14 protein-coding genes are annotated in these 18,781 nt (G+C 71.9%); 7 read left to right on the plus strand and 7 right to left on the minus strand.

The features are described from left to right. Window positions 1–25: 25 nt before the first annotated feature. From O7616_RS30410 to O7616_RS30425, 4 genes are all read left to right on the plus strand, one after another. Window positions 26–1,072: a sugar ABC transporter permease gene (locus O7616_RS30410; protein WP_278147686.1), complete on the plus strand. Its 1,047-nt coding sequence runs from the start codon at window positions 26–28 to the stop codon at window positions 1,070–1,072. A 1-nt stretch (window position 1,073) separates the two neighbouring features. Continuing rightward, on the plus strand, window positions 1,074–2,042 hold the full coding sequence (locus O7616_RS30415) for a carbohydrate ABC transporter permease (protein ID WP_282305041.1): 969 nt from the start codon (window positions 1,074–1,076) through the stop codon (window positions 2,040–2,042). A gap of 67 nt (window positions 2,043–2,109) precedes the next feature. Then, entirely contained in the window at window positions 2,110–3,156 is a 1,047-nt protein-coding gene (locus tag O7616_RS30420) for a LacI family DNA-binding transcriptional regulator (protein WP_282256976.1), read from the plus strand. Window positions 3,157–3,189: 33 nt separating this feature from the next. Continuing rightward, on the plus strand, window positions 3,190–4,866 hold the full coding sequence (locus O7616_RS30425; RefSeq protein ID WP_282307784.1) for a glycoside hydrolase family 13 protein: 1,677 nt from the start codon (window positions 3,190–3,192) through the stop codon (window positions 4,864–4,866). Window positions 4,867–4,981: 115 nt separating this feature from the next. On the opposite strand, the gene O7616_RS30430 is transcribed toward O7616_RS30425, so the two are convergent. The 3 genes from O7616_RS30430 to xylA all read right to left on the minus strand — a co-directional run bounded on the left by O7616_RS30430 (window position 4,982) and on the right by xylA (window position 9,132). After that, window positions 4,982–6,415: an MFS transporter gene (locus tag O7616_RS30430; RefSeq protein WP_282305042.1), complete on the minus strand. Its 1,434-nt coding sequence runs from the start codon at window positions 6,413–6,415 to the stop codon at window positions 4,982–4,984. A gap of 92 nt (window positions 6,416–6,507) precedes the next feature. Beyond that, window positions 6,508–7,935: a xylulokinase gene (xylB, locus tag O7616_RS30435; protein ID WP_282305043.1), complete on the minus strand. Its 1,428-nt coding sequence runs from the start codon at window positions 7,933–7,935 to the stop codon at window positions 6,508–6,510. Window positions 7,936–7,944: 9 nt separating this feature from the next. After that, window positions 7,945–9,132 carry a xylose isomerase gene (gene xylA / locus O7616_RS30440; protein WP_282256973.1) on the minus strand — a complete coding sequence of 396 codons (1,188 nt, stop codon included), beginning with the start codon at window positions 9,130–9,132 and terminating at the stop codon, window positions 7,945–7,947. A gap of 78 nt (window positions 9,133–9,210) precedes the next feature. On the opposite strand from xylA, the gene O7616_RS30445 reads away from it, so the two are divergent. Both O7616_RS30445 and O7616_RS30450 read left to right on the plus strand, forming a co-directional pair. Next, window positions 9,211–10,449 (plus strand): ROK family transcriptional regulator, encoded by a 1,239-nt coding sequence (locus tag O7616_RS30445; protein WP_282305044.1) that lies wholly within the window; start codon window positions 9,211–9,213, stop codon window positions 10,447–10,449. A gap of 124 nt (window positions 10,450–10,573) precedes the next feature. Next, a complete protein-coding gene (locus O7616_RS30450; RefSeq protein ID WP_282305046.1) occupies window positions 10,574–12,184 on the plus strand; it encodes a PP2C family protein-serine/threonine phosphatase in 1,611 nt (536 codons plus the stop codon). A 60-nt stretch (window positions 12,185–12,244) separates the two neighbouring features. Here the strand turns inward: O7616_RS30450 and O7616_RS30455 are convergent, their stop codons facing one another. Next, window positions 12,245–12,889 carry a MarR family winged helix-turn-helix transcriptional regulator gene (locus O7616_RS30455; protein WP_282305047.1) on the minus strand — a complete coding sequence of 215 codons (645 nt, stop codon included), beginning with the start codon at window positions 12,887–12,889 and terminating at the stop codon, window positions 12,245–12,247. A 57-nt stretch (window positions 12,890–12,946) separates the two neighbouring features. On the opposite strand from O7616_RS30455, the gene O7616_RS30460 reads away from it, so the two are divergent. After that, on the plus strand, window positions 12,947–14,077 hold the full coding sequence (locus tag O7616_RS30460) for a PP2C family protein-serine/threonine phosphatase (RefSeq protein ID WP_282305048.1): 1,131 nt from the start codon (window positions 12,947–12,949) through the stop codon (window positions 14,075–14,077). Window positions 14,078–14,086: 9 nt separating this feature from the next. On the opposite strand, the gene O7616_RS30465 is transcribed toward O7616_RS30460, so the two are convergent. The 3 genes from O7616_RS30465 to O7616_RS30475 form a co-directional block, all read right to left on the minus strand. Beyond that, complete coding sequence (locus O7616_RS30465; protein ID WP_282305049.1) at window positions 14,087–15,568, minus strand: sugar transferase; 1,482 nt, start codon at window positions 15,566–15,568, stop codon at window positions 14,087–14,089. A gap of 210 nt (window positions 15,569–15,778) precedes the next feature. Beyond that, entirely contained in the window at window positions 15,779–17,536 is a 1,758-nt protein-coding gene (locus O7616_RS30470; RefSeq protein ID WP_282256967.1) for a substrate-binding domain-containing protein, read from the minus strand. A gap of 157 nt (window positions 17,537–17,693) precedes the next feature. Further along, window positions 17,694–18,731, minus strand: a complete 1,038-nt coding sequence (locus tag O7616_RS30475) for a lactonase family protein (RefSeq protein ID WP_282305050.1) — start codon at window positions 18,729–18,731, stop codon at window positions 17,694–17,696. Window positions 18,732–18,781 lie beyond the last annotated feature (50 nt).

The following is an 18,781-nucleotide window of genomic DNA, read 5'->3' on the forward strand; positions in this document are numbered from 1 at the left end:
GAGGTTGACCCGAGAGGGAGGGTTGATGGGGTTCGACTTCGCCGATGAGCAGCCGAAGCTCCTCATGCTGATGTACGGGCTGGTCGCCTTCGTGGTGGTGGTGGGCGGTCTGCTCCTGCTGCTCGACGTGGTGCCGGCCTGGTTCGCCCGGAGACGGGAGGCGCAGCTCGTCGCCGCCTCGGCGAGTGGGGCTCCGCTCCCCCGCCGGACCAAGCCGCGGGAGGGCCTCTTCGCCCTGTTCTTCCTGCTGCCGACGCTGTTGTTGCTCCTCATCGGCCTGGTCGTGCCGGCCATCCGCACGATGCTGCTCTCCCTGATGGACGGGAGCAGCACCAACTGGGTGGGGCTGCGCAACTACGGCTGGATGTTCTCCGACGACTCGATCGTCCGAGTCTTGATCAACACCCTGGTCTGGGTGCTCCTGGTCCCGCTGGTCGCGACCGGGTTCGGCCTGCTCTACGCCGTGATGGTGGACAAGGCCCGGTTCGAGGCGGTGGCCAAGTCACTGATCTTCCTGCCGATGGCCATCTCCTTCGTCGGCGCCAGCATCATCTGGAAATTCGTCTACGCCTACCGGGGCGAGGGCGACCAGATCGGTCTGCTCAACCAGATCGTGGTCAGCCTCGGTGGTGAGCCGAAGCAGTGGCTGCTGGAATCACCGCTGAACACGCTGCTGCTGATCGTCATCATGGTCTGGATCCAGGCCGGCTTCGCCATGGTGGTGCTCTCCGCCGCGATCAAGGCGATCCCCGGCGACATCGTGGAGGCCGCCCGCCTCGACGGGGTCAGCCCGTGGCAGATGTTCTGGCAGATCACCATGCCGAGCATCCGGCCGGCGCTGATCGTCGTGGTGGTGACCCTCACGATCGCCACGCTCAAGGTCTTCGACATCGTCCGGACCTCGACCAACGGCAACTACGACACCAGCGTGATCGCCAGCGAGATGTACAACCAGGCGTTCCGGTACGGCCAGAACGGGCAGGGTTCCGCACTCGCGGTCTTCCTGTTCATCCTGGTCATCCCGGTCGTGATCTACCAGATCCGCAACCTCCGTCAGCAGCGGGAGGGCTGAGATGACCACCGCAACGCCCACCGTCGCCGCCGGCTCACAGAAGACCGCCGGGACCCCGCCCACCACGGCCGGCCGAGTCCGCAAGCGGCTGAACAGTCGCACCGCGACGCTCGTCTCGATCGTCATCGCGGTGGTCTGGACCGTCCCGACCTTCGGTCTGTTCATCTCGTCCATCCGACCCGAGGACGAGATCAAGACCACCGGCTGGTGGACCGCGTTCACCAACCCGCAGTTCACGTTGGAGAACTACGAGCAGGTCCTGTTCGGACGGTCGTCGTCCTCGGGGCAGCTCGCCAGCTACTTCATCAACTCGCTGGCCATCACCATCCCGTCGGTGCTCTTCCCGCTCGCCTTCGCGGCCCTGGCCGCGTACGCGCTGGCGTGGATCAACTTCCGCGGCCGGGACTGGCTCTACATCGCGATCTTCGCGTTGCAGATCGTCCCGTTGCAGATGGCCCTGGTGCCGCTGCTGAAGTTCTTCTCCACCGGCGTCACCGTCGGCGGAATCACCGTGATGCCGGCCTGGGACCTGGTCGACGAACAGAAGTTCGCCCAGGTGTGGTTCGCGCACACCTGCTTCGCGCTCCCGTTCGCCGTATTCCTGCTGCACAACTTCGTCTCGCAACTGCCCGGAGACCTGATGGAGGCGGCCCGCGTCGACGGCGCCACCCACCCGAAGATCTTCCGGACCATCGTGCTGCCGCTGATCACCCCGGCGCTGGCGGCGTTCGGCATCTTCCAGTTCCTCTGGGTCTGGAACGACCTGCTGGTGGCGCTGATCTTCGCCGGTGGCGGCAACGAGACCGCCCCGCTCACCGTCCGCCTCGCCGAGATGGCCGGCACCCGGGGCAACGAGTGGCAGCGGCTCACCGCCGGCGCGTTCGTCTCCATCGTCGTACCCCTCATCGTCTTCCTGTCCCTACAGCGCTTCTTCGTGCGAGGTCTGCTCGCCGGCAGCGTCAAGGGCTGACCCGTTTGCCCGCCGCCGCCTGGCCCCTCGGGCGGCGGCGGGCAAACGGGCACGAGCGGGGGAAACCGTGACGAGGATTGATGATGTGGCCCGGTTGGCCGGCGTGTCCACGGCCACCGTCTCGCGGGCCCTGCGGGGGTTGCCGACGGTCTCGGCCGCCACCCGACGGCGGGTGCTCGCCGCCGCCGAGCAGCTCGACTACGAGGTCTCGCCGAGCGCGTCCCGGCTCGCGGGTGGCCGGACCGGCACCGTGGCGGTGGTGGTCCCCCGAATCACCCGCTGGTTCTTCAGCACCATCGTGGAGGCCGTCGAGGAATACCTCCACCAGTCCGGCTACGACCTGCTGCTCTACAACCTGGGTGGTCGGGAGCAGGTCCGCCAGCGGGTCCTGCGCACCGCCAACCTGCACAAACGGGTGGACGCCATCATGCTGGTCGCCACCCCGTTGCGGCCGGCCGACCTGACCGCGCTGGCCGCGCTGGAACTGCCCGGGGTGACGATCAGCTCGGGCAGCAGGGTGCCCAACTGGCCCTGCGTACGCATCGACGACGTCGCCGCGGCCCGGGCCGCCACCCGACACCTGATCGACCTCGGCCACCACCGGATCGCGCACATCTCCGGCGACCCGGACGACGAGTTGGCGTTCACCACCCACCTCGACCGCCGCCGGGGCTACCAGGCGGAGTTGCGGGCCGCGGGTCTGCGGCCCGATCCGCGCCTCGACGTCGAGTCCACCTTCACCATCGACGGCGGCACCCGGGCCACCGTCGAGTTGCTGGCCCGCGGCGACCCACCCACCGCGATCGTCGCCGCCTGCGACGAGATGGCGATGGGCGCGATGACCGCGCTGCGCGACGCCGGGTTGCGGGTGCCACACGACGTCAGTGTCATCGGCATCGACGACCATGACCTGGCCGGCATGCTCGGGCTCAGCACCATCGCCCAGCCCGCCGCCGAGCAGGGCCGACTGGCCGCCCGGATGCTGCTCGACCCCCTCGAAACCCGACCCCCGGGCCCCATCCCGGGCCAGCAGAGCGCCGACTGCGACACATCGGTGATCCTGCCCACTCGCCTGGTGGTTCGGGAGTCGACCGCACCACCCCGGGCACACTGAAAACCTGACCACAGCGCGACACGGGAGAAGACCCTGAACACCGATCCGACGCAGCAGAGCCCCTCCGGCCACCCGGCCACCGGCTGGTGGACCGAGGCGACCATCTACCAGATCTACCCCCGCTCGTTCGCCGACTCGGACGGCGACGGCATCGGTGACCTTCCCGGCATCACCGCCCGCCTCGACCACCTGGTCGAGCTGGGCGTGGACGCGGTGTGGCTCTCCCCGTTCTATCCGTCGCCGCAGGCCGACGCCGGCTACGACGTGGCCGACTACCGCGACGTCGACCCGCTGTTCGGAAGCCTCGCCGACGCGGACAAGCTGATCGCCGAGGCCCGGTCCCGCGGCCTGCGGGTGATCGTGGACCTGGTGCCGAACCACACCTCCTCGGCACACCGCTGGTTCCAGGAGGCCCTGCCCACCCCGCCCGGCAGCCCGGAACGGTCCCGGTACATCTTCCGCGACGGCGTCGGCCCGGCTGGTGAGCAGCCGCCGAACGACTGGCAGAGCGTCTTCGGCGGCCCCGCCTGGACCCGCACCGTCGACCCGGACGGGCGGCCCGGTCAGTGGTACCTGCACCTGTTCGACACCGGCCAGCCGGACCTCAACTGGGACAACCCGGAGGTGCACGCGGAGTTCCTGGACGTGCTCCGGTTCTGGTTGGACCGCGGGGTGGACGGCTTCCGGGTCGACGTGGCGCACGGGCTGGTCAAGCAGGCCGACCTGGCCGACTGGCAGGAACCGCAGGAGATCCTCTCCGGCAACGAGATCGACAAGCCGCGCCCACCGATGTGGGACCAGGAGGGCGTGCACGAGATCTACCGGCAGTGGCGGCAGGTCCTGGACAGCTACCCCGGCGAGCGCGTGCTGGTCGCCGAGGCGTGGGTGGAGCCGGCCGAGCGGCTGGCCCGCTACGTCCGGCCGGACGAGATGCACCAGGCGTTCAACTTCGAGTACCTGCTCGCCGCGTGGACCGCACCCGCCCAGTACGCGGTGATCACCCGCTCGTTGGAGGCGACCGACTCGGTCGGCGCACCGACCACCTGGGTGCTGTCCAACCACGACGTGGTGCGGCACGCGTCCCGCCTCGGCCTGCCGATCAGTGGTGGCCGGCCCAACGGCATCGGCATCGGCGACCCGCAGCCGGACGCCGCGCTCGGCCTGCGCCGGGCCCGGGCGGCCACCCTGCTCATGCTCGCCCTGCCCGGCTCGGCGTACCTCTACCAGGGCGAGGAGCTGGGGCTACCCGAGCACACCACCCTGCCGGACGAGGCCCGCCAGGACCCGACCTGGGCACGTACCGGGCACACCCAGCGCGGCCGGGACGGCTGCCGGGTGCCGATCCCGTGGGAGGCGGACGCCCCGTCGTACGGCTTCGGGCCCACCGACGCGAGCTGGCTGCCGCAACCGTCGCTCTGGGCGGAGTACGCGCTGGACCGCCAGCGCGACGTGCCCGGCTCGACGTACGAGCTGTACCGCACGGCGCTACGGCTGCGCCGCGCTCATGGGCTGGGTCGCGGCACCCTCGAATGGTTGTCCTCCGGCGACGAGGTGCTGACCTTCCGCAACGGTGAGCTGACCGTGTTGACCAACTTCGGCGAGGCCGCGGTGCCGGTCCCGGCCGGTGCCGAGGTGCTGGCCACCAGCGCCCCGCTCGACGACGACGGCGCGGTCCCCACCGACGTCACGGTCTGGCTGCGCTCCGCCTGACCCCGCCACCGACCGACCCGCCCTGGGAGCGTCGCTCGCCCGGGGCGGGGTCGGTCGGTTGCGCTGTGGAGCTGATGTCGTAAACGAGTCACAAGGCGGGGCACGGACGCGGGGGTCAGAGGCGGTCGGCTCGGGTGTGTAGGAGGTCGTGCACGTTCTCGATGTCGGTTGGCGAGGTTCGCGACGCGAGCCAGTACATGACACCGGTGGGAATGAAGAAGAGCTGGAACGCGGCCAGCCCGACGGCGAAGTTCAACGGCGGCGGGAAGGCCGTCCGCAGGGCCTGGAACGCCACCCCGACCAGCCCGTTGCCAGCCGCGCGACCGACCCCGTTGATGAGGTTGCCCAGGCTGTAGACCGTGCCCCGGTGCTCCGGTGGGTTGACGTCGGCGATCAGCGCGAACCAGTTCGGCGAGTTGGCCGAGGTCAGCGCGAGCGCCACGATCGCGGTGAGCAGGCTCAGCCCCACCGACGGCTCGGAGAACACGCTGGCCAGCACCGCGCCGACGACCGCGCCGCCGCCCGCGCCGTCCGGCACGTCGATCGTCACCGGGACGAAGAACAACACCAGGTAGAACGGCAACGCGGCGAGGATGCCGATCGCGGCGACCAGGGCCCGGCCTCTCGGTGTACGCCGCTGCAGCGCGTCACCGACCAGCCCACCGACGATGGAGAGCACCCCGCCGAGTTGGAACAGCGTGGCGAAGACGCTGCCCACCACCACCGCCGTGGACGTCGAGTAACCCTGCGCCTCGGCCCGTTCGGCGAAGAGCACCGGCAACCACACCAGGGACCCGAAGGCGGCCTGCGCGGTGAGGCCCTGCAGGATCAACCACCGGTTGGTACGTCGGGCCAGGATGCGCGGCAGGTCGGCGCGACTGATCCGGTAGTCGTACTCGGCGCCGGCGTCCAGCCGGTCGGCCAACTCCGGCTCGCTCTGGCCGCGCCGGATGTCGTACGTGAACAGGTACGCCACGGTGGCGACCAGGCCGACACCGGTCAGGATCAGGAACGGCCGCCGCCAGTCGGTGGCACCGAGCAGCCCTCCGACGAGGGTGCCCGCCAGGGTTCCGACCCCCTGGGAGAGCCCCCAGAAGCTCATCACCAAACCGCGCCGGGTCGGTGAGATCAGGTCGGTGACCACCGAGAAGCCGACCGAGCCGACCGCACCGAGGCCGACCGCGGCGACCAACTGCCCTGTGAAGAACGTCAGGTAGCCGCCGGCGAGGGCACTGCCGCCGGTGCCCGCCGCCCACAGCAGCGTGCCCACCATGAGCAGGGGCTTGCGGTTGGTCCGGTCGCCGACGTACGCCCAGCCGACCGCAGCCACCGCGCTGACCAGGAAGCTGACGGCGGTGACCAGACCGAGCAGTCGCCCGGACACGTCGAACGCGTCGGAGATCGGGCCGTACAGCGGCGGGACCAGCCCGATCGCCACGTTGTCCAGTGAGGCCAGCAGCACGAACACCACGACGCTGTACAACCGGTGCGCCGGGCCACCGCCCCGGCCGTGCGGGCGTCGGCCGGACCCGCCACTGGTCACCGTCATGAACGGCAGCCAACCAGACGCGGCTGAGGACGTCGTCACGCGGGTGGGTGCCGGTCAGCTGTCCCCGGCACCCACCCGCGTCGATCCGACGGTCAGCGCCGGTCGAGAACCAGTCCGCGAGCCGCCGCGTACTGCTCACGCACGGCGGGGACGGGCTCGGCCGCGTACTCCTCGGTGCCCTCGACCGCCCAGACCGGTGGCGTGGGACCACCCAGGGCGACCCAGGCGGCCTGGCGGGCGGCCCCGTCGGCGACGTACTCCCCCGTCGGCGGGACGACGACCGGGCAGCCGAAGACCTGCGGCGCGATCCGACGCACCGCGGCGGACCGGGCCCCGCCGCCGACCAGGATGACCCGGCGGGCGGTGGCGCCCTGTGCGGTCAGCGCGTCCAGACCGTCGGCGAGCGCGCAGAGCATCCCCTCCACGGCGGCCCGGGCCAGGTGCGCTGGGGTCGACGTGCGCAGGGTCAGGCCGTGCACCGCTCCGGTGGCGAGCGGACGGTTGGGGGTCCGCTCCCCTTCCAGATAGGGCACCATGACCAGCCCGCCCGCCCCGGCCGGTGCGGAGAGCGCCAGGTCGGCCAGCTCGTCCAGGCTGACGCCGAGCATCGCGGCGGCCGCGTCCAGCACCCGGGCCGCGTTGAGCGTGGCGACCAGCGGAAGGAAACGACCGGACGCGTCGGCGAAGCCCGCCACCGCGCCGCTCTCGTCGCCGGCCGGCACGTCGGCGACGCTGAACACCGTGCCGGAGGTGCCGATGGAGACGATCACGTCACCCGGGCCCGCGCCGACGCCGAGCGCGGCGGCGGCGTTGTCACCGGTGCCCGCGCCGAGCAACGCGCCGCCCGGCCCACCCAGATCGTCGGCGAGCTTCCCCGCCGACTCCGCCGGGCCGAGCACCTCCGGAACGATCAGTCGCCGCCCGAAGCCCTGCTCCAAGAGGTCCAGCCGGTATTCGCCGGTGGCCGGCGACCAGTAGCTGGTGCCGCTGGCATCCCCCCGGTCGGTGCGCAGCGCGCCCAATCCCGGCGCGCCGGCCAACCGCCAGGTCAGCCAGTCGTGTGGCAGGCACACGGCGGCCACCCGGGCGGCCTGCTCCGGCTCGTGCCGGGCCAGCCAGCGCAGCTTCGTGAGGGTGAAGCTGGCCACCGGCACACTGCCGGTGGCCTCCGCCCAGAACCGACGCCCGGCCGCACCGCCGCCGGCCTCTTCGACGAGGTCGGCGGCGGCGTCGGCGGACCGGGTGTCGTTCCACAGCAGTGCCGGGCGCACCACCCGGCCGTCCTCGTCGAGGCACACCATGCCGTGTTGCTGGCCGGCGACGGAGATCGCGGCCACGTCGGCCAACCCGCCGGCCTGGTCGGCGGCGCTACGCAGCGCCTGCCACCAGGCTTCCGGGTCGACCTCGGTGCCATCCGGGTGTGCGGCGCGGCCCTGCCGGAGCAGGGCACCGGTCTCCGCGTCCCGGATGACCACCTTGCAGGACTGGGTGGACGAGTCGACGCCCGCGACCAACGGCATGGCGGGGCCTCAGCGGGCGCCGAGCAGGTGCTCGACGGCGAGCTGGTTGAGCCGGACGAAGGCGAAGCCCCGGGCGGCCACCGCGTCGACGTCGACGTCCTCGAACGCGGACCGGTCCGCCAGGAACTCCTCGTAACCCTCGCCGTCGTTGAGCGTCGGCGTGTTCAGGTCGCCGACCTTGCTGGCGGCGAGCGCCTCGACCACCTCGGGGTCGGCGCGGAACGCCGCGGCGCGCTCCTTGAGCAGCAGGTAGGTGCTCATGTTGGCCGCCGCGGAGGCCCAGACACCGTCCATGTCCTCGGTGCGGGAGGGCTTGTAGTCGAAGTGCCGGGGCCCGTCGTAGGCCGGCCCGCCGTTGGGCCCGCCGTTCTCCAGGAGGTCCACCAGGGCGAACGCGTTCATCAGGTCGCCGTGGCCGAAGACCAGGTCCTGGTCGTACTTGATGCCACGCTGGCCGTTGAGGTCGAGGTGGAACAGCTTGCCCTGCCAGAGCGCCTGGGCGATGCCGTGCGCGTAGTTGAGCCCGGCCATCTGCTCGTGCCCGACCTCCGGGTTGAGGCCGACCAGCTCCGGGTGCTCCAACTGGGAGATGAACCCGAGCGCGTGCCCGATGGTGGGCAGCAGGATGTCGCCCCGCGGCTCGTTGGGCTTGGGCTCCAGGGCGAAGCGCAGGTTGTAGCCCTTGTCGACGGAGTACTGGGTGAGCAGGTTGACGGCCTCGCGGTAGCGGTCCAGGGCGGCGCGGACGTCCTTGGCGAGGTCGTACTCGGAGCCCTCGCGGCCACCCCACATCACGAAGGTGCTCGCACCCAGCTCGGCGGCCAGGTCGACCTGACGCAGCACCTTGCGCAGCGCGTAGCGGCGGACGTCGCGGTCGTTGCTGGTGAAGCCGCCGTCCTTGAAGATGGGGTGGGTGAAGAGGTTGGTGGTCACCATCGGCACCACCAGGCCGGTTTCGTCGAGGGCCTTACGGAACCGGGCGATGTGCTGGTCCCGGGTGCCGGCGTCGGCCCCGAACGGGATCAGGTCGTCGTCGTGGAAGGTGATGCCGTACGCGCCCAGCTCGGCGAGCCGGTGCACTGCCTCGACCGCGTCGAGCTCGGGGCGCGTGGCGTCACCGAACGGGTCGCGGGCCTGCCACCCGACGGTCCAGAGCCCGAAGGAGAACTTGTCGGCGGGAGTGGGACGGGGTGCCATGAGCAACCTCCGGGGTGGTGTTGTCGGCTATTTGTTCAGCCATTGAATTATTTGCCCGCCCTATGGCACTGTCAAGGGGTGAGCCTCACCCACGCCCCGGCCGGCGCAGTCCGTCAGGGCAGTCTGCGCGAGCTCAACCTCGCTCTGGTGCTCGGCCGCATCGCCGCGGCCGAACGCCCCCCGTCCCGCGCCGATCTGGCGACCGCCACCGGCCTCACCAGAGCCACCGTGTCCGCGGTGGTCGAGGACCTGCTCGCCGGCCGTCTGGTCAGCGAATCCGACCCGGCTCCCCGCTCCGGCGCCGGTCGCCCGGCACGCGGGCTGGTCCTCGCCGACCAGGGGCCGGCCGGGCTCGGCCTGGAGGTCAACGTCGACTACCTGGCGGTCTGCGTGGTGGACCTCGCGGGTGAGGTCCGGCACCGCACCGTGCACCGGGCCGACCTGCGTCCGGTGGCCCCCGCCGACGCGCTGGCAGAGCTGGTCGAGATGGCCGGGGCCGCCCGCGACGACGCCGCCGACCAGGGCCTCACACTGGTCGGAGCCGCGCTCGCGGTGCCCGGCCTGGTGGACGACGCCGGCCTGGTCCGGCTCGCGCCGAACCTCGGATGGCACGACGTGCCGGTGCCCGCGCTGCTCGCCGAGCACCCCCCGCTGGTCGAGCAGGTTCCCGGCGTACCCGTCCTGGTGGTGGACAACGAGGCCAATCTCGCCGCGCTCGGCGAGCTGCACTCCCGGCCGCCCGGCCCGTCCAGCTTCCTGCACATCTCCGGAGAGGTGGGCATCGGCGCGGGCATCGTCCTGGACGGGGCGCTGTTCCGCGGTGTACGCGGTTGGAGTGGTGAGATCGGGCACCTCCCGGTCCACCCCGAGGGTCGCCCGTGCCGCTGCGGCGGGCAGGGCTGCCTGGAGCAGTACGCGGGCCAGGAGGCGATCGTGACCGCTGCCGGGCTGGCCCGGGCGGAACTCCCGGCGGACACCGCGACGGCACGGCTCGCCGAGCTGGCCGAGGCCGGCGACGCCGACGCTCTGCGGGCCCTGCACGAGGCCGGCACGGCGCTGGGTGTGGCGGTGGCGGGCGTCGTCAACCTGCTCGACCTGGACACCGTGGTGCTGGGTGGCGGTTACGCGGCCCTGGCGCCCTGGTTGTGCCCTCCGGTGCTCGCCGAGATCGCCGACCGGGTGCTGACCGCCGCCTGGTCACCGGTCACGGTGCGGCCGTCCACGCTCGGCGCGGAGGCCGCCGCGGTGGGCGCCGCCGGCTCGGTCGTCCGGCGGATCGTCGCCCAGCCCGCCGGCTGGCTGGCCCGCTCCGGTTGACCGCCGCTGCGGCATGGGTGCCTGTCGGAGGGGATCGCTATCCTTGCCCCACAGCAACGATGCCGGGTGAGGAGTCGAGAAGCAGCATGCGCAGGAGTCGTCAGTCGCGAGCCGGCGTCCGGCGGTGACCACGACCCGGCAACCCCGCCACACTCCGCTGCCCGCCGACGCACCACTCGCCCGTGAGCTGCTCGACGGGCTCGCCGAGGCGGTCCTGACGACGGACGAGACCGGCCGGGTCACCCTGCTCAACGCGATGGCCGTGCGGCTGCTCCCGGAGGTCGCCGTCGGCACCGAGCTGTCCCGATGCCCGGTGGCCGCACTGGCCCACGCGGTCACCACCGACGCCGACCGCTTCGACGCCGACCATCACGGCCGACGTCTGCGCGGCGCCCGGCGGCGGCTCGTCGGCCACCGGTTCGTGTGGTACGTCCGGGACGTCACCGAGGAGCACGACCGCTCCGACGCGCTACGAGCCGAACGCGCCCGCACCGCGTTCCTCGCCGAGGCGGGGAACCGACTCGGTACGTCCCTGCACCGGGACGAGGTGCTCCGGGCCACCACCACACTCGCCGTGCCGTACCTGGCCGATGTCGCCGTGGTCCTGCCCCGACCGGCCACCTCGGCCGAGCCGCACGGCCGCTGGACCCGGCACGCCGACGGCGAGCCCACCCCGACCAGCGGGCCGGCGCCGACGACGCTGACCAGCACCGTGCCCGTGCTGGCCGAGGCGCTGGCCGGCGACCTCACCGAACCGGTGCCGTGGCCGGGCGGCGCGTTCACCGACCTGGCCACGATGCTGCCGCCCGATTTCGGCGCCCCGGGCCCGGTGCTGGTCTGCCCGATGCCCGGCGCCGACGGGTCGGCCGGCGCCCTGCTGCTCGTCCGGCGCACCGGGCGGGCCGGCTTCGACGAACGCGAGATCGAGCTCGCCCGGGAGTTCGCCGCCCGGGCGGGTGCCGCGCTGGCAACCGCGGATCTCCACGGCGAGCAGGCCCACCTGGCCCGGGTGCTACAGGCCAGCCTGCTCCCGCCCGAGCTACCCGCCGTGCCCGGCGTGACAGTGGCCGGCGGCTACCGCGCCGCCGGGGACACGTTGCGCATCGGCGGCGACTTCTACGAGGTGTTCCCGCACCCGCGTGGCGCTCTGTTCGCGCTCGGCGACGTGTGCGGGCGGGGCGTGAGCGCGGCCGTGCTGACCGGCCGGGTCCGCCAGTCCCTGCAGACGCTGCGGCTCGTCGAACAACGCCCCCTGGAGCTGATCCACCTGCTCAACCGGGCGTTGTTCGACGCGCCGGACGCGGCACGGCGCAGCCAGTTCACCACCCTGTTGCTCGGCTCCCTGGACCGGGGCCCCACCGGGGTGGACGTGCGGATCGCCGGCGGGGGCCACCCCGCGCCCCTGCTGGTCACCACGGACGGCACTGTCACCTCGGTCCCGGTGGGTGGCACGGCGGTCGGGGCGCTGACGGCCGCCCGGTTCGCCGAGACACGGGTGCACCTCGATCCCGGGGACCTGCTGCTCGCGTACACCGATGGGGTCACCGAAGCGCGCGGCCCGCGCGACGCGGAGATGTTCGGCGAGGCCCGGCTGCGTGCGGCGCTCGCGTCGGCGGCCGGGCAGCCGCCCGCGGCGCTGATCGACCTGGTGCTGGAGGCGGTCGACGACTGGCTCGACGGCCAGGCCCACGACGACATCGCGATGCTGGCCGTCCGCGCGTCGGTGCCCTCGTGATCGGCGACCACGCCCCGGCGGCGGCACCGTGGACGGCGACGACGAGTCGGCACCGCTCGATCAGGCGGTCCGCGCCACGGGCCCGCCGGTCGGCCACTCGCGGGGGGCGCCGACCGACCGTTCCGGGGCACCTGACGAGCCGGTCCACGGCGTGTGGGGCTGCCGGCTCCGATCCGCCGGCCCACCGGGCCCGTCCGGGTCGCGCGGCCAGTCCTCCTGCGGCACCGACTCGCCCGCCGGCGTGCTGTCCACCTGCTGCCGACGGGCGACCTCGTCGAACTCCCGCATCCCGCGCAGCAGCGCGTCGCGGCCCTCCGCGCCCATCCCGGCCAGCACGGCGGCGAGCTGCGCCTGACGGTCGGCCCGCAGCTCGGCGAGGAGCCGGCGGGCCTCCGGGGTGAGGTGCAGCGAGATCTCCCGCCGGTCGAAGCGGCCCGGCTCACGCTCCAGCATGCCCGCGGCGACCAACCGGTCACAGAGGCGGCTGGCGGAGCTGAGCAGCATGTCGAGCCGGGTGGCGAGCCGACGAAGGTTGATCCCGTCGACCTGCTCCACCACCATCACCGCCCGAAGCTGCGCACCGGAGACGCGGTGGGCGGTCCCCTCCCGGGCGGATTCCCAGATGCCCAGCAGGGAAGCGGCCGCCGCGTCCAGCGCGGAAGCCATACTCGTCTCGGGGTCCGTCGGACCGTTCAGTTCGGCCATGGTGGCCCGAGACTACTCCGAACCCACAGGTGGTCGAGCTTTAGCGAGGGAGCCAGCATGAACGAACCGGTCAACGAGGCACGACGTGCCCTGAACGAGACACCGGCCGACCGTGTCGTGGGTGGTGTCGGGGAGGTGCTGGCCCGGTCGTACGGCATCACCGACGTCGAGCTGTACCAGGTCGACTACCGGCTCGCCGAGCTTCTCCCGCTCACCGAGGGTGACCCGATCACCAGCCCGGGGCACCCGGCCTGGCGGGCCTTCGACCACCAGTCACCGATCGTCTCCGACGGCAGCGCCTGGATCCCCGTCACCATGCGGGGGGAGCGCCGGGGCGTCCTCTACCTGTCGCCCGTCGCCGACGAGGCGGAGGTCGTCGCCGCGTTGACCGACATCGCCACCGCGCTCGCCCACGAGCTGGCGGCGGTCTCCCCCGGCACCGACGTCTACCGGGCGGCGCGGCGCGCTCAGCGCCTCACCCTGGCCGCCGAGATGCAGTGGGACCTGCTCCCCGGGCGCAGCCGGATCCGACCGTCGTTCAGCCTGGCCGGTCAGTTGGAACCGGCGTACGCGGTACGCGGTGACAGCTTCGACTGGTCCGACGACGGGCAGCAACTCTGGTTGTCCACGGTCAACGGCAGCGGTGAGGGCGTCGCCGCGTCCCTGCTCACCTCGTTGGCCACCCACGCGCTGCGCAACGCGCGCCGCGCCGGGCTGAACCTTGCCGACCAGGCCGCCCTCGCCGACCAGGCCCTCTACGACCTGTACCGGGGCGAGCAGCACCTCTCCGCCTTGCTGATGCAGTTGGACCTGCGCTCGGGGGTGATGACGGTCGTCGACGCCGGCTCACCACGGCTGGTCATCCTGCGCGGCGGGGACGTCATCGAACAGCCCTTGGAGGCGCAGTTCCCGCTCGGCATGTTCGAGGCGACCGACTACCAGGAACAGAAGTTCCCACTGGAGGTCGGCGACCGGATCTTCGTCGTCGGCGACGGGGTGCTGGAGGCCACCGGGCAGCACACGCGCTACGGCGAGACGGCACTGGACCGGTTCCTGCGCCGGACGGGCCCGATGGAGCCGCTGGACGCCGTACGGTCGCTGATCGGTGACCTGCGCGCGTTCGTGGCCGGTGACCTGGTCGACGACGCGGTGGTCGTCTGCCTGGACTGGCTCGGCCCGCAACCGTGACCGGCGAGGTCAGTACGCGCCGCGACCGTTCAGGACCGCACCGAAGGTCTTCCACAGGATGGTGAGGTCGGCGGCGAGCGACCAGTTCTCCACGTAGTACAGGTCGAGGCGGATGCCGTCCTCCCAACTCAGGTCGGACCGGCCGCTGACCTGCCAGAGGCCGGTCATGCCGGGCTTGACCAACAGCCGTCGGGCCACGTCGCCGTCGTAGCGGGCCACCTCGGACGGCAGCGGCGGGCGGGGCCCGACCAGGCTCATCTGACCCAGCAGGACGTTGACCAGTTGGGGCAGCTCGTCCAGCGACCACTTGCGCAGCACCCGCCCGACGCGGGTGACCCGAGGGTCCTGACGCATCTTGAACATCAGCCCGTCGGTCTCGTTACGGGCGGTCAGCTCGGCGAGCATGGCGTCGGCGTTCACCACCATGGTGCGGAACTTGAACACGTCGAACTCCCGCCCGCCCTGACCGACACGGACCTGTCGGAACAGCACCGGACCACGGCTGTCCAGTTTGATGGCCAGGGCGACGAACGAGATCAGCGGGAGCAGCAGCGCCAGAGCCAGCGACGAGACCGACCGGTCCACGAAGCCCTTCACCAGCTTGCGCGCGCCACGGAACTCGGGGGCCTCGACGTGGATCAGCGGCAGCCCGGCAACCGGGCGGGTGTGGATGCGCGGACCGGCGACGTCGGTCAGCGCGGGTGCCACGACCAGGTCGACGCCGGTCCCCTCCAACTGCCAGCCGAGGCGACGCAGCCGGGTCGCGGTCAGCTCGCCGGACGCGGTGACCGCGACCGTGTCCGCGCCGATCGCGGTGGCGGCCTCCGGAATGCCCCGGAAGGATCCCACCACCGGCACGTCACCCAGCCGCTGCGCCACCGGTGCCAGCAGCGCGTCCGGGATGCACGCGCCGACCACCTGATAGCCGGCGTACGGCTCACGGCGCAGCGTGTGCACCAACTCCAGCACGTGGGCGGTGTCGCCGACCACCAGGACCTTGCGGGACCAGCCGGCACCCAGCGACCGGGCCCGGTGCAGGCGCTTGCGGGCGGCGAACCGGGCCACCTCCAACCCGACGGTGCCCACCGCGAAGGTGATTCCGAGGAAGCCCCGGGAGACGCCGACGTCGGCGATGTAGCCGATGATCGCGATCGCACCGGCCAGCCGCAGACTGGCGGAGCTGACCCGCCGGTACTCGTCCGCCCCGTAGCCGATGACCCGGTCGTCGTAGCAGCCGAGCGCCTTGAGCGAGATCAGCCAGGCCAGCACCAGCCCGGGCGCGACCAACACGTACGGGATCTCCGAGCCGGTCGGCTCGTCGTCACCGAAGCGGGCGGCGTATCCGATGAGCAACGCGATGATGAGGATGGTGGTGTCCAGGACCACCAGAACCCGAACGTAGGACCGTTCGTCGGCGCGGGCCACCAGCCCGGCAGGACGGCCGTCCGGCTCCGCCGACGTGGCGGGGGTCAACAGTGTCGCCGTGCTCACCGGCCCTCCCACTCTGTTCAGGATGGCCCCGGCTGACAGCTCGGACCGGAGGCGGACCGACCCTGCCGGAACAGTCGACATCCTGCCTTGACAACTATGACGGCCGATTGCTTCCGACGTATTGCCGTCACTTTTCCTCAACCCAGCGGCCAAAAGGGCCTGCCACACCGATCGACGGTACGGCAGGCCCTCCGGCGTCTGAGCGTCGGATCAGCGCGGCGCTGGTGGGCGACGTGCGATGGCGCTGAGGAAGATGCTGCCGATCTCGCTCGGGTCCTTGGTGACGAAGACGTCGCCGCCGGTCACCTTCGTGATCGACTCCAGCTCGGCCTTGCTGACGCCCTCGCCGATACCGATCATGATGACCTGCACCGGTCGCTCCGGGTCGGCGAGCTGCTTGAGCTTGGCGAGCAACTGCTGCTGGTTGATGCCGTTGTCGTCCTCGTTCTTGCCGTCGGTGAACAGCACGATCGAGTTGACCCGGCCGGGCTGCCAGTTCTCCTGCACGGCCTGGTACGCGGCCAGCATCGTGTCGTAGAGGCCGGTGTCACCACTGGACGGCTTGACGGTGGCGAGCGCACCCTCCAACTGGGCCCGCTGCGCGGAGAGCGGGCCGATGGGGACCAACTCGCGGTAGTCCCGGTTGCCGACCAGCTTGGTGGAGAAGGTCCACAGGCCGATCGACCAGGAGTCGTCGAAGAGGCCGAGGCCGCGGCGGGCCGCGTCGACGGTGACCTCTTCCCGGCTGCGGTTGTTGGCGCTCGGGACCTCGTCCTTCATCGAGCCGGAGACGTCGATGACGGCCAGCATCCGACCGGACTGGGTGGCGATGGACCAGCTGGAGACGACCCGTTGGATGGCCGCCGGGTCCAGCCCACCGGCTGCGGTGCCGCCGTTCGCCGGTGCGGTCGGCGCGCCGCCGGACGGGCTCGGGGCACCCTGCGGCGCCTTGAAGCCCTCACCCCAGTTGCCGTCCGGGGCGCGCAGCGACTGCGCGGCCAACCGGTTGCGGAAGGTGGGGCTGGTGAGCAGTTCGAACAGCACCCGGGCGGCCGATGCCTTGCTCGGCTCGATGCCGGGCAGCACCGCGTACGGGTAGTCCAGCGGCATCGGCGCCGGCTCCATGTAGAGCGCGGCGAGCGGCACCGGCGGCTTCTTGCTGTTGTAGGCGATCACGTCCTCTTCGGACAGGGCCGCCGCGCCGAGGCCGCTGGCGATGGACGTCGAGTCGTTGGCGGTGGGGAAACGGGCCAGCAGGTCGTTGCGCAACGACGAGCGCCCGGTGGCCAGTGCCCGGAGCGCGCCGACCGTGTTGCGCTGGGCGTCCCCGCCGGCGCCGTTGGCCGCCGCGGTCAGCGAGAGCAGCCCGGACAGACCGGCCGCGTCACGGGTCGGTTCGACGATCCCGGTCCGCAGCGGGGCGCTGGAGTTGTTGACCTGCTTGAGCAGGTCGGTCCAGTTGAACTTCTTGTCCGGCCAGCCCAGTCGCGTCGCGATCGGCTCGGGCATGGCGACGACGATGGGGCTGCGCGCGATGGACGCGCCGTTGGTCGGAGCGAACGCCGTCGCGTCCTTCTTCAACCGCAGCAACCAGGTCGAGGAGTCGGGGACCCACACATCGGGGCTGACGGCGGTGCCGCTGGCCTGCCCCACACCGGCCAGGACCGCACCGTGCTTCGCCGCCACCACGGCAGCCACGTCGACCGGGTCGGACGCCGAGACGTCGACCCGGATGCAGGTCGGGCCCACCGCCGCGCCGTCCTTGACCCACTGGGAGGCGGCGGCGTCCACCGCGGGCGCGAGCTCGGAGGCGACCGCCACAGCGAGTCGGATCTCCCCGGAGCAGCTCGGTTTGATCAACTCCTGATAGCCGAACCACGCGCCCGTGGTCACGACGAGCACACCCGCCGTCGCGGCGGCGGCTGCTAAGTGGAGTTTCGAACGCATGCGATGGCGGCCTGCTGACACGGTGACCATCTTGCGTACAAGGTGCCGTCTCTGCCACATCCGTTCGGACTAAAGTTACGGAGGAGAAACAGTTGACCACTTTTTAGCAACAGAGAGTGATGCGACAGCCTCGTGGCGTTGCCGAACCCGTGCCGCGCTCATGTCCCGGCTCGGTCGCTCACGCCAGCACACACGTCGGGCTCGGCACCGGCACCGGCTCTCCGACCGCCTCCGGGACACCGGTGTCGGCGTCACGCCGGAAGACCCGCACCATGTCCGCCCGCTCGTCGGCGACGTAGAGGTGCTCCCCGATCAGCGCGAAGTGCCGGGGCCACTCACCACCGGTATCCACCTCGGCCACCAACTCGGGCAGCTCCCCGGCCAGGGCGAAGACCGCAACCGTCCCCACGCCACGGTTGCCGACGTAGAGGAACCGACCGTCCGGGGAGACCGTGACCTCGGACGGCTGGACATGACCCGACCGTCCACTCGCCTCGACCCGACCGTGCTGGTGCAACGCGCCGTCCTCGGTCAGCTCGTACGCGGTCACCGAGGCGTCCAGCTCACCGACGAGGTAACAACGCCGTCCGTCCGGGTGCCGGGCCAGGTGCCGGGGCCCGCTGCCGGGCGTCGTACGGATCCTCGGCGCGCGGGGCACCAGTCGTCCGCTCGCGTCGTCCAGGTCGTAGCGGTAGACCGAGTCCGTGCCGAGGTCGACAGCGAAGATCGGCCCCCGGCCGGAACCCGGGGAGACCATGTGAGCGTGGGCGTGGTCCTGCCGGTCCGGGTCGGGGCCGTGCCCCTCGTGCACCACCAGGTCGGTGCGCTCGCCGGGCACACCCTCCGCGTCCAGCGGGAAGACCGCGACGCTGCCGCCGCCGTAGTTCGCCGCCAGCAGATGGCCGCCGTCGGGCAGCACCGCCAGGTGGCACGGCTCGGCGCCACCGGTGGATCGACTGCCGAGCGGAGTCAGCCCGCCCTCCGACCCGACCCGCCAGGCGCTGATCTCGCCGTCGGACAACTCGTTGACCGCGTAGAGCACCGGTCGGCTGGGATGCCGCGCCAGGAACGAGGGGGACGCGGTGACCGCCACCGTGCCCAGCGGGGTCAGCTCCCCGGTCGCCGGGTCACGGCGAGCGGCGACGATGCCGCTGCCCCGCCCGCCACTCTGGGCGGTGTAACCCCCGATGTGGACGACCTCAACCTGACCACTCACGTCCGACTCCTCCGCTGGCATCCTCCGCTGATCCAACCAGAGGCTGCCCG

This window comes from Micromonospora sp. WMMD964 (genome assembly GCF_029581455.1).
GTDB lineage: Bacteria > Actinomycetota > Actinomycetes > Mycobacteriales > Micromonosporaceae > Micromonospora.

Excerpts from the sequence above, each read along its gene's own strand:
- O7616_RS30430 (WP_282305042.1), bottom strand. The coding sequence starts at position 6,415 with ATGACGGTGACCAGTGGCGGGTCCGGCCGACGCCCGCACGGCCGGGGC.
- O7616_RS30460 (WP_282305048.1), top strand. The coding sequence starts at position 12,947 with ATGAACGAACCGGTCAACGAGGCACGACGTGCCCTGAACGAGACACCG.
- xylB (WP_282305043.1), bottom strand. The coding sequence starts at position 7,935 with ATGCCGTTGGTCGCGGGCGTCGACTCGTCCACCCAGTCCTGCAAGGTG.
- O7616_RS30455 (WP_282305047.1), bottom strand. The coding sequence starts at position 12,889 with ATGGCCGAACTGAACGGTCCGACGGACCCCGAGACGAGTATGGCTTCC.
- O7616_RS30410 (WP_278147686.1), top strand. The coding sequence starts at position 26 with ATGGGGTTCGACTTCGCCGATGAGCAGCCGAAGCTCCTCATGCTGATG.
- xylA (WP_282256973.1), bottom strand. The coding sequence starts at position 9,132 with ATGGCACCCCGTCCCACTCCCGCCGACAAGTTCTCCTTCGGGCTCTGG.
- O7616_RS30415 (WP_282305041.1), top strand. The coding sequence starts at position 1,074 with ATGACCACCGCAACGCCCACCGTCGCCGCCGGCTCACAGAAGACCGCC.